The following is a 10,060-nucleotide window of genomic DNA, read 5'->3' on the forward strand; positions in this document are numbered from 1 at the left end:
TCTTTGTTCTGCGGGTGAGTGGTGTTGCTAGTGGCACTATTATTGGTCATTGGGTCGCTGCCCTCTGGCGTGCTTTCCTCGCTTTCTTCGAGTAGCTCTTTGAGTAGCGCTTCATCGCTGCGTCGCTCTTGCTCTGCGTCTGTTGGCTGCGTTTTGCTAGTTGGTTTGAGTTTCAAGTAGGAGACATAGCGCAGTGCCGCGATGTTGCCGACCATAAAACAGACGACCAGAATGATGATAAACCAAGGGTTAGTGAACAGTTCCATTGCAAGCCTACGCGCTAATATTGGTGATAAACTGAGTATACAGCGTATCGACGTTTGAGATCAGGTACTCTTTTCCCAGTAGCTCGGGATCGTGCCACTGCTCAGTCAGCAAGGCTGGGGTGAGGTGGCTAAGGCAAGTATCTGCAGTCGCTCGGTGACTGATGTGCCAAGGCTCGGGAGCGACACCGCCACGATCGGTGTGATAGGGGAAGAAAAAACCGTAGTCCTGCAGGGTGTGACTAAGCCACAGATAGAAAGGTTGCTGGTGACCGGTGTGATATTCCCAAGGTTCCAGTTTTAGAGAAGTATGCCGAGGAAGTAAGTTACGTGCATACACGTCGAAATCCGTACCCCAATGATGGCGGCTCGCGCCTGGCACCGCTGACCAGCGCATGATGATATGGATGCGCTCTGCAATGGTGAGCGATTGAGCGTCGAGCGGACGGCTGTGGCTGTCGAGCACGGCAGCCTCTCCGCTCATTTTTCGATTCCAAATCGCTTTTTGCCGATCATAATCCCGAAAACCGCTCGCAACGCACAGGTCAAATCCAGCCTCAAGTGCCGCTTTTCTTAACGTCAGCAAGGCGTGTGTGGCGTTCGGGTGCACCAGAAACGCTTTTTCTCCCACCAACACCTCTTCCAGGTGATCGGAGGCTTTGCCGGTCAGTTGCGAGGGCGTCATGACTACACCAACAGATTTTCGAGCGTTTTCTGGTACATCAATGTCAGCTTTTCAAGATCATCGACTATTACACACTCATTCACTTTGTGGATGGTTGCGTTGACCGGACCAAGCTCAACCACTTGCCCCCCCATTCGGGCAATAAATCGGCCGTCTGAGGTGCCGCCCGTCGTGAGGAGTTGCGGTTTCGTTTGGTTGACCGCATCCACCGCATCCACAACAGCGTCAAGTAGCGCACCGGTATCGGTTAGGAACGGGTCACCATTGAATGTCCATTTCAGATCGTAGTCGAGTTGGTGCTTGTCTAATGTGTCGTGGACGCGTTTGACGATGGTGTCGTTATTGAGTTCGGTACTAAAACGCAAGTTAAACTGAACGTTGAACTCTCCCGGGATGACGTTAGAAGCCCCGGTACCTGCGTGCACATTGGGGATCTGGAAGCTGGTGGGTGGGAAGTAATCGTTCCCTTGGTCCCACTCTGTCGTGGCCAGTTCATGAATGGCGAGCAGCGACTCATGCACTGGGTTTTTGGCAAGATGCGGGTAGGCAACGTGGCCTTGAATACCTTTAACGGTCAAATCGCCGGTGATGGAGCCACGACGACCATTTTTCACTACGTCGCCAACGATGTCTGTGCTGGATGGTTCGCCAACGATACACATATCAATGTGCTCATTGCGTGCCATTAAGGTTTCAACCACGCGCACTGTGCCATTGATGAAGGGGCCTTCTTCGTCTGAGGTGATCAAAAAACCAATCGACCCCTTATGATCAGGATGCTCAGCAATAAACTGCTCCACCGCAACAATCATACTGGCCAGTGAGCCTTTCATGTCCGCTGCACCGCGACCAAATAAGACGCCGTCTTTGATGGTCGGTTCAAAAGGGGGCGTCTGCCACTGTTCAAGCTTACCCGCAGGCACGACGTCGGTGTGGCCTGCAAAGGCAAACAGCGGCGCATCAGTTCCTCTTCTTGCCCAGAAGTTGGTGGTGTCTTCAAACACCATCACTTCGATGTCAAATCCCAAGGCTTTTAAGCGTTCAATCATTACGTCTTGGCAGCCGGCATCTTCTGGGGTCACCGACTGGCGGCTAATTAAATCTTTTGCGAGAGCCAATGTTGGGCTATCTGTCATCCTTGAGTTCCTTAATTATTCATGTCAATACAATGTGGGTGATGCAATATGAGGGATTCTACGAAAAAACCGCTGTGTACTGGTCTGCTTTGAAACCGAGGTGGAGCGTACCGTCGACATCGAGAATCGGACGTTTGATCATCGCAGGCATCTCAACGAGCAGCGACACGGCCGTTTCTTTGTCTAGATTGGCTTTTTGCTCGTCGCTGAGCTGGCGGTATGTGGTGCCGCGTTTGTTGAGCACTTGCTGCCAGTCAAGCTGTTGGCAAAAGCGCTCGACGAGCTCCGTTTCTATGCCTTGTTTGCGATAGTCATGAAATTGGTACTCAATGCCTTGTTGTTCCAACCATTTTTTGGCTTTTTTGATCGTATCGCAGTTAGGAATTCCGTACATAGTGATGGTCATGACTTACCTTTTTTATGACTGTTTTTATTGTTTTCGCATCGTAGCAGGAACTGAGCAACGAGACAAAAGTGTGATCGATATATTTCATTGAGCAAAAAAAATGTGTTGCAACGAATTTCGATTGTCGAGTTATTGATCAAACGCAACACATCGCCAGGCAAAACAGAAATAATGACCATAGAAATCTTTAGGAGGTTATCAATGGAGTTGAGTCCTGTGTTTGCAAGACGCCTATATCTTGCACTGCTCGTTGAAAATTTAGAAAGGCCCAATGTCCCCAAGCTGATTGAACAGACGGGGTGGCCACGCCGCACCATACAAGATGTGATCAAAGCGTTGCCCGGTATCGGTATTGAATTGATGTTTGTTCAAGATGGACGCCGCCATAATGACGGCTATTACCAGCTTTCAGACTGGGGTCCGTTTGACAGCCAGTGGGTGATTGAGCGCCGCTCAGACATCGCGGCCAGTTTGGGCTTTAAAGCTTAGCCAGTGAGTGGAACCCACTCGGGGCACCGCTCTTACCAGGTATTCGTTTACGGACACAAATAGGCGTTGCCCATGAGTGTAAATGAAGTCACGAAATCTTGCGGAGAAACCATATACACCGTGTTTGCGCCTAGTGCGTGAGCACGGTTTTTAATGTCATTGGTTGCACCTTGGATCATCACATCGTTGGCAAAGAACCAGTAGCTGTACCAATGGCCTTCACTGCCGGTCACTTCACCAAGGAACTGACATCGCAGAGGATCAAAGGTGGCATCTTGGCGAAGATGAACGTGCTGTGCCGCAGGATTGAGGCTCATGCTCGGTGACGCGCACCCTACCAATGTAAGTCCGCAAAAGGTGAGCGCGCAAAAGGTAAGTAAAGTGCGATGTTTATTGGCTAACGACATAAGCAATAAATCCTATCCAACTGATGATAAGTAGCCCCCAAGGGAGCCAAGCATTGGTCTTTGAGCGAGAAGGAACCGATTGTGGTTCAGGGGAAAGCGCGACTTTCTGTGTCGGCGTGGTTTTGGCTTTCTGATTTTTCTTACGAGCCTTATCCGCTTGGCGAGCTTTCTCTTTTTGCTGCTTTTTATACAATGCGATGCCTTTCTCGATCCCTTGAGCAATAAGTTTGGTTTGCTCTTTGGTCTGCCCCGGCTTTTGCGTCGCTTTTGCAATGGCTAGCGCGTCTTGCTTGGTTTCAGGTGAGAGGGAAGGGCTGGTTTTCATGGCGGTCTTCATTGAGAAAGTAAACAAAGGCTTATCATAGCACGCCGCTATGGCTTGTGGGGGCTTGCGGGTCGCAAAGTGGCGGCTTTTACTTTACAGTGTGGGTTAGTCGTCTTAGAAAATGAATAACGTCGTGCGTTACGCCATCGAACACTATGATCAACACGGTTTTTTAAAAGCGCCAAAATGGCTATGGCTAGGGTGGTTTTTTCTTGCTCGCGCTTGGATTGTCTTCGTCGTCGCTGGCGCCAGTCGAGAGTCCGGAAGTGAGATACTGACTATCGTGTACCCTAATCAAACGGGTCTCTATCTTGGGTTACTGATGGGGTTGCCGACGATTGCGTTGATGTGGCTTTATGGTTTGCGCAGTCCCGAGCGCACTTGGCTCACTCGTTTACTGTATTACGGTCGCCCGCTCACCTTAGTCATTGCGGTTGCTCAGTGGTTGCAGTGGGCTTACCAGGTATACTTGCATCACGGTGCCTTCAGTTGGACACAGGGTGGTATCGGGTTATTGCTGACTTGGCTCATTATCTATCTAGTTAACAGTCGCAGTGTGAAAGATTGTTTTCAGCTTGGCGTCGAAAATGAGTCAACCAAGTCATCTACGTAAAAGCATCTACGTAAAAGGCATCTACGTAAATCGTGCATTCACCGTTAAAGAAGAATTGAACAGATACTGATCTCCCAACGTAATGGGATAAAGAACAATAAATACGTGAGGTTATAACAATGTCATCGCCACAAAGTGCCATTCTCCCTGAGGCTGGCCCATTCGCTCAATACACACTTCTCAAAATCAAACAGAATCCGCAAGGGGTGCTTGAAAAGCTTCAAGCTCTGCCGCAAAAGGTGGCTGAGCTCAATCAGCAGCAACCGGGCGCACAGTTAACCTTGTCGATTGCGTTTACGCACGCATTTTGGTCGCAGCTCGATGCGCCAATGCCAAGTGAATTGATGGCGTTCCCTGTTTTGGGAACGGGTAGTGTGGTGGCGCCAAGCAGTGATGTCGATGTGCTGATTCACTGTCACTCACTGCGTCATGACCTGCATTTTTACCTTCTGCGTACGCTGATGGCGGAGGTGGCCGATGAGGTCGAGATTGTGGATGAGACATACGGTTACCGCTACCTAGACTCTCGTGATATGACCGATTTCGTCGATGGCACAGAAAACCCGAAAGAGGGGCAACGTCATGAAGTGGCGATCATCCCTGAAGGTGAATTCGCCGGCGGTAGTTACGTGATGGTTCAGCGCTTCGTGCACAATTTACCTGCATGGAATCGCCTTAACGTGTCAGCGCAAGAAAAAGTGGTCGGTCGTACAAAACCGGATTCTATTGAGTTAGATGACGTGCCAGCGGCATCGCATGTTGGCCGCGTTGACATCAAAGAAGAGGGGAAAGGACTGAAAATTGTGCGTCACAGCTTACCGTATGGTTCAGTATCGGGTGAGCATGGTCTGCTCTTCATTGCTTACTGTAATACGCTGCACAATTTCAAAGCGATGCTTGAGAGTATGTACGGTGTGACAGATGGCAAGACGGATCAACTGTTGCGTTTTACCACCGCGGTAACCGGGGCTTACTTCTTCGCGCCTTCTGAGGAAATGTTAACGACGTTAAGCGTCAAATAATCTCCCTCATAAAGCTTAAACGCGAGAGCCGAAGCGTCCAGCTTCGGCTTTTTCATATTTGTCATTAAAGAATGGTGTGATTGGCCGATATAACCTGTAGGACTTTAATTGAATTTGTAGTGAAATTATGGCGATCACCGTAAACACCAACGTGTCAGCAATGACGGCGCAGCGATATTTGAGTAGCGCGACAGAGATGCTCAATCAATCGTTGGAGCGGCTCTCTTCGGGCAGTCGGATCAATAGCGCCAAAGATGACGCGGCGGGTTTACAAATCTCTAATCGTCTTGAGTCACAAATGCGCGGGCTCGATGTTGCAATGCGCAATGCCAATGATGGCATTTCAATCATGCAAACCGCGGAAGGGGCGATGCAAGAGACGACCTCAATCTTACAGCGTATGCGCGATCTCTCTTTGCAGTCGGCCAACGGCTCGAACAGTCAAGCTGAAAGGCAGGCGTTACAAGAAGAAATGGGCGCTTTAAACGACGAATTGAATCGAATAGCAGAAACGACCTCTTTTGGTGGGCAAAAATTGCTCAATGGTGGTTTTGAAACCTCTTCGTTTCAAATCGGTGCTAGTTCAGGGGAGGCGGTTCAGGTGTCACTAAAAAGCATGCGCACCGACACCCTAGCGATGGGCGGGTTTAGCTACCGAACTGGCTTATCTGCAGGTTCAGATTGGCAGGTCTCGCAAGGGGCATCGATGCTCAATATTCAGTACACCAACGCCGTAGGTGAGCAAGAACAAATCCAAATAAAAGCCAAACAGGGTGATGACATAGAGCAACTGGCGACTTACATCAATGGGCAAACGGATAAAGTCTCCGCCTCGGTGAATGACGACGGGCAACTGCAACTGTTTATCGCCGGTAAAGAAACATCAGGAACCTTATCTTTCTCGGGCAGCTTAGCCAATGAATTGCAACTGGGGCTGGTGGGTTACGAGGCGGTCGATAATCTGGATATTTCCAACGTCGGCGGCGCGCAACGAGCGGTATCAGTGATTGATACGGCCCTGCAGTACGTCGATAGCCATCGAGCAGAATTAGGCGCAATGCAAAACCGCTTTGATCATGCGATCAACAACCTAGGCAACATCAACGAAAACCTTGCCGCCTCCAACAGCCGCATTAAGGACACCGATTACGCACGTGAAACGACTCAGATGGTCAAACAGCAAATCTTGCAACAAGTGAGTACCTCTATCCTTGCCCAGGCGAAACAGCAACCCAATCTGGCGTTAACGCTGTTGAATTAATCTTCATTATTGAGAAAGCAAAAATCTCAAAAAAGAGAAAGGTATCGACAGGTCTAAATAAAGCTTTAGCGAAAAAATGAATTTTTTAACGATTATTGCCCGTTAATCACGTTTTCCTCCCCAACTGCCTTTTTTTCGAAAAAAACAAAAAAAATGTCTCAAGCTTTTCCGCCTCACGCCGTTAATAAAAGTAACTTTGAGAGAACTACTTTGGTTTTCCGAGACGTCGGAAACCGGATACATCGGAAAATCAATTTGGAGAAATCACCATGGCAGTGAATGTAAATACTAACGTAGCAGCAATGACAGCACAGCGTTACCTAAATAGCGCGAACAATGCACAACAAGCTTCAATGGAGCGTCTATCTTCTGGTTTTAAAATCAACAGTGCGAAAGACGACGCAGCAGGTCTACAGATCTCAAACCGTTTGAATGTGCAAAGCCGCGGTCTTGATGTCGCTGTACGTAACGCGAACGACGGTATCTCTATCGCGCAAACTGCTGAAGGTGCGATGAACGAGACAACCAACATCTTGCAACGTATGCGTGACCTATCGCTTCAATCAGCGAATGGCTCGAACTCAAAATCTGAGCGCGTGGCGATTCAAGAAGAAGTCACAGCTCTAAACGACGAGCTAAACCGTATCGCGGAAACAACCTCTTTTGGTGGTAACAAGTTGCTTAACGGTACTTACGCAACGAAATCGTTCCAAATCGGTGCAGACAACGGTGAAGCCGTCATGCTGACGCTCAACGACATGCGTTCTGACAACGTTGGCATGGGCGGTACTAGCTACGTTGCACAAAACGGTAAAGATAAGGACTGGTCTGTTCAAGCGGGTACCAATGATCTCACGATCAACCTGACTGACACTGACGGCCAAGCACAAACCATCAATATCACCGCGAAAGAAGGGGATGATATTGAAGAGCTTGCGACTTACATCAACGGTCAAACTGACATGGTAAAAGCCTCGGTTGATGAAGATGGTCAACTGCAAATCTTTGCAGGTACCAACAAAGTTGACGGCGCAGTGAGCTTCTCTGGTGGTCTAGCGGGCGAGCTAAACATGGGCCCAGGTCAAGACGTAACAGTGAACACCATTGACGTGACGACGGTGGGCGGCGCGCAAGAGTCTGTCGCGATTGTTGATGCGGCGCTTAAATATGTGGATAGTCACCGTGCAGAGTTGGGTGCGTTCCAAAACCGCTTCAACCACGCGATCAACAACTTGGACAACATCAACGAAAACGTCAACGCGTCGAAGAGCCGAATCAAAGACACTGACTTCGCGAAAGAGACAACAGCACTAACCAAATCTCAGATCCTGTCTCAAGCGTCAAGCTCAATCTTGGCTCAAGCGAAACAGGCGCCAAACTCGGCACTCAGCCTACTTGGCTAATCGCCCTCCGCGCTTATCGAATAAAAATCCAGCTTAGGCTGGATTTTTTACGTTTGGTGTTTGCAAGGATTTTCATGGTAGTTAGATCAGTTTCACGAAATTGTACGGATGTGAGGCAAAGAGAAAAAAACTTCATTTTTTTTCTAAAGGTATTTTTTGCTTCGCCGTTACAAGACTGAGAGAAATGAGATGCGCCGAAGTGAGGTGAGAGACACGACAGCGCATCACCCCTAATGCCAAAGGAGATCAATATATGGCAATTAACGTAAACACGAACGTGTCTGCGATGACCGCTCAGCGCTACCTCAATGGGGCGTCGGATGGTATGCAGAAATCCATGGAGCGTTTGTCATCGGGTTACAAAATTAACAGTGCCCGTGATGATGCTGCCGGTCTACAAATCTCAAATCGTTTAACGTCTCAGAGTCGTGGTCTTGACATGGCGGTGAAGAACGCCAATGACGGTATCTCTATTGCTCAGACGGCTGAAGGTGCGATGAATGAAACCACCAACATCCTTCAACGTATGCGTGATTTGGCACTGCAATCGTCAAATGGTTCTAACTCGCGCTCAGAGCGAGTTGCTATCCAAGAAGAAGTTACGGCACTGAACGATGAATTGAATCGTATCGCCGAAACCACTTCGTTTGGTGGCAACAAATTGCTCAATGGTTCATTTGGTAGCCAGTCTTTCCAGATTGGTGCCAGTTCCGGTGAGGCGGTGATGTTATCCATGGGCAACATGCGTTCTGATACAGCAGACATGGGCGGTAAAGCGTATATTGCTACGGCGGGTAAAACTCCCGATTGGACAGTGAGTGCAGGCGCGAGCGACCTGACTTTAGACTATACTGATGTGCACGGTGAGGCGAAAAGCTTGACCATCAACGCGAAAGAAGGCGATGACATCGAGCAACTGGCCACTTACATCAATGGTCAAAGTGAAGATGTGAAAGCGTCGGTTGGCGAAGATGGCAAACTGCAACTGTTCGCTGCGACCAATAAAGTCTCTGGTGATGTCACCATTGGCGGTGGTCTTGGTGGAGAGATCGGCTTTGGCGCCGCGCAAGATAAAACTGTCGCAGATGTCGATGTCACTACCGTTGCGGGCTCGCAACTGGCAGTGTCAGTGATTGATGGCGCGCTAAAGAGCGTGGACAGCCAGCGCGCGGAGCTTGGTGCGTTCCAGAACCGCTTTGGTCATGCGATCAGTAACTTGGATAACATCAACGAGAACGTCAATGCGTCTCGTAGCCGTATCCTTGATACAGATTACGCCAAAGAGACGACAGCGATGACCAAATCGCAAATTCTCCAGCAAGCGAGTACGTCGGTTCTAGCGCAAGCTAAGCAGTCACCGTCGGCAGCTCTTAGCTTATTAGGTTAATCGGTAGGTTCGCAGGAGCTTATTGGTAGTAGCATGCGCTACTGACCTATGAGGTGGAAGGGAGATTGTTATGGACATACCATCTAACACATCGAACATCCAGCCTTACGGCTCAGAAAGTGGCACTAAAATTGCTTCTAAGTATGATGGTGCGCAGTCCATTTCTTTAAGTAAAGAAAAGGCCTCTACCCATGACATGAGCAAGCAGTCTGCCGAGTCTGTCACGCAAGCGATAGAAGCGGCGAAAGCTCGTGAAAAGCTCAATAGCCAAGAAAGGCAACGTTTGGTCGAGGAGATGAATGATTTCATTTCGTCCATCAACAAAGGGTTGTCCTTTCGAGTGGATGAAGAGTCGGGGAGAGATGTGGTCACTATTTACGAAGCGAGTACTGGCGATATTATCCGCCAGATACCCGACGAAGAGATGCTGGTAATATTGCGGCGCCTAAGGGAACAAACGGCTCGATACTCATCGGGCTTAGTAAACCAAACGGTGTGATCGTACTTCGAGGTGATTGAATGAGTTTTGGCCCTATTGGGATGAACACTGGCATGGACATCAATTCCATGGTCAGCAAAATTGTTGATTCGGAGCGTGTGCCTAAGCAGCAACGTATCGACAATGAGCGAGCCGAAATTGAGTCTAGTATCAGTGCCTATGGG

At 49.1% G+C, this 10,060-nt stretch carries 14 protein-coding genes; 8 read left to right on the top strand and 6 right to left on the bottom strand.

Annotated elements, in window-relative coordinates; genetic code table 11:
- From AC6R0S_RS13125 to AC6R0S_RS13140, 4 genes are all read right to left on the bottom strand, one after another.
- Nucleotides 1-266: DUF2897 family protein (locus AC6R0S_RS13125; protein WP_500638102.1), on the bottom strand; the 266-nt coding region annotated here is incomplete at its 3' end.
- Between the two features lie 7 nt (nt 267-273).
- On the bottom strand, nt 274-948 hold the full coding sequence (locus AC6R0S_RS13130; RefSeq protein WP_500633951.1) for a M15 family metallopeptidase: 675 nt from the start codon (nt 946-948) through the stop codon (nt 274-276).
- Nucleotides 949-950: 2 nt separating this feature from the next.
- Complete coding sequence (gene dapE, locus AC6R0S_RS13135) at nt 951-2,084, bottom strand: succinyl-diaminopimelate desuccinylase (protein WP_500632302.1); 1,134 nt, start codon at nt 2,082-2,084, stop codon at nt 951-953.
- Nucleotides 2,085-2,142: 58 nt separating this feature from the next.
- Nucleotides 2,143-2,490 carry an ArsC family reductase gene (locus AC6R0S_RS13140; RefSeq protein ID WP_500632301.1) on the bottom strand — a complete coding sequence of 116 codons (348 nt, stop codon included), beginning with the start codon at nt 2,488-2,490 and terminating at the stop codon, nt 2,143-2,145.
- A 201-nt stretch (nt 2,491-2,691) separates the two neighbouring features.
- On the opposite strand from AC6R0S_RS13140, the gene AC6R0S_RS13145 reads away from it, so the two are divergent.
- Nucleotides 2,692-2,979 (top strand): winged helix-turn-helix domain-containing protein, encoded by a 288-nt coding sequence (locus AC6R0S_RS13145; RefSeq protein ID WP_334555233.1) that lies wholly within the window; start codon nt 2,692-2,694, stop codon nt 2,977-2,979.
- Between the two features lie 47 nt (nt 2,980-3,026).
- Here AC6R0S_RS13145 and AC6R0S_RS13150 read toward each other — a convergent pair whose 3' ends face one another.
- Nucleotides 3,027-3,386, bottom strand: coding sequence for a DUF4156 domain-containing protein (locus AC6R0S_RS13150; protein ID WP_500632300.1), 360 nt, complete (start codon nt 3,384-3,386; stop codon nt 3,027-3,029).
- Nucleotides 3,370-3,711, bottom strand: a complete 342-nt coding sequence (locus tag AC6R0S_RS13155; RefSeq protein WP_500632299.1) for a DUF2956 domain-containing protein — start codon at nt 3,709-3,711, stop codon at nt 3,370-3,372. Before AC6R0S_RS13155 ends, AC6R0S_RS13150 begins: the two co-directional genes overlap by 17 nt.
- 133 nt (nt 3,712-3,844) lie before the next feature.
- On the opposite strand from AC6R0S_RS13155, the gene AC6R0S_RS13160 reads away from it, so the two are divergent.
- The 7 genes from AC6R0S_RS13160 to AC6R0S_RS13190 all read left to right on the top strand — a co-directional run.
- Nucleotides 3,845-4,324 carry a DUF2919 domain-containing protein gene (locus tag AC6R0S_RS13160; protein ID WP_500632305.1) on the top strand — a complete coding sequence of 160 codons (480 nt, stop codon included), beginning with the start codon at nt 3,845-3,847 and terminating at the stop codon, nt 4,322-4,324.
- Nucleotides 4,325-4,443: 119 nt separating this feature from the next.
- Nucleotides 4,444-5,346 (top strand): Dyp-type peroxidase, encoded by a 903-nt coding sequence (locus AC6R0S_RS13165; RefSeq protein WP_500638103.1) that lies wholly within the window; start codon nt 4,444-4,446, stop codon nt 5,344-5,346.
- A gap of 127 nt (nt 5,347-5,473) precedes the next feature.
- Entirely contained in the window at nt 5,474-6,607 is a 1,134-nt protein-coding gene (locus AC6R0S_RS13170; protein ID WP_500638104.1) for a flagellin, read from the top strand.
- A gap of 269 nt (nt 6,608-6,876) precedes the next feature.
- The gene (locus AC6R0S_RS13175) at nt 6,877-8,010 is read left to right on the top strand and encodes a flagellin (protein ID WP_334555237.1); all 1,134 of its coding nucleotides are present in this window, start codon (nt 6,877-6,879) and stop codon (nt 8,008-8,010) included.
- A gap of 253 nt (nt 8,011-8,263) precedes the next feature.
- Nucleotides 8,264-9,397, top strand: coding sequence for a flagellin (locus AC6R0S_RS13180; RefSeq protein WP_500638105.1), 1,134 nt, complete (start codon nt 8,264-8,266; stop codon nt 9,395-9,397).
- Nucleotides 9,398-9,467: 70 nt separating this feature from the next.
- A complete protein-coding gene (gene flaG, locus AC6R0S_RS13185; protein WP_500638106.1) occupies nt 9,468-9,896 on the top strand; it encodes a flagellar protein FlaG in 429 nt (142 codons plus the stop codon).
- Between the two features lie 20 nt (nt 9,897-9,916).
- A partial coding sequence (locus tag AC6R0S_RS13190) for a flagellar cap protein FliD N-terminal domain-containing protein (protein WP_500628875.1) occupies nt 9,917-10,060 on the top strand: 144 nt, incomplete at its 3' end.

It is taken from the genome of Vibrio sp. R15-SG3-ISO1B, from assembly GCF_059833835.1.

Coding starts and splice junctions, on each gene's coding strand:
- AC6R0S_RS13130 (WP_500633951.1), bottom strand. CDS start 948: ATGACGCCCTCGCAACTGACCGGCAAAGCCTCCGATCACCTGGAAGAG.
- dapE (WP_500632302.1), bottom strand. CDS start 2,084: ATGACAGATAGCCCAACATTGGCTCTCGCAAAAGATTTAATTAGCCGC.
- AC6R0S_RS13140 (WP_500632301.1), bottom strand. CDS start 2,490: ATGACCATCACTATGTACGGAATTCCTAACTGCGATACGATCAAAAAA.
- AC6R0S_RS13145 (WP_334555233.1), top strand. CDS start 2,692: ATGGAGTTGAGTCCTGTGTTTGCAAGACGCCTATATCTTGCACTGCTC.
- AC6R0S_RS13150 (WP_500632300.1), bottom strand. CDS start 3,386: ATGTCGTTAGCCAATAAACATCGCACTTTACTTACCTTTTGCGCGCTC.
- AC6R0S_RS13155 (WP_500632299.1), bottom strand. CDS start 3,711: ATGAAAACCAGCCCTTCCCTCTCACCTGAAACCAAGCAAGACGCGCTA.
- AC6R0S_RS13165 (WP_500638103.1), top strand. CDS start 4,444: ATGTCATCGCCACAAAGTGCCATTCTCCCTGAGGCTGGCCCATTCGCT.
- AC6R0S_RS13170 (WP_500638104.1), top strand. CDS start 5,474: ATGGCGATCACCGTAAACACCAACGTGTCAGCAATGACGGCGCAGCGA.
- AC6R0S_RS13175 (WP_334555237.1), top strand. CDS start 6,877: ATGGCAGTGAATGTAAATACTAACGTAGCAGCAATGACAGCACAGCGT.
- AC6R0S_RS13180 (WP_500638105.1), top strand. CDS start 8,264: ATGGCAATTAACGTAAACACGAACGTGTCTGCGATGACCGCTCAGCGC.
- flaG (WP_500638106.1), top strand. CDS start 9,468: ATGGACATACCATCTAACACATCGAACATCCAGCCTTACGGCTCAGAA.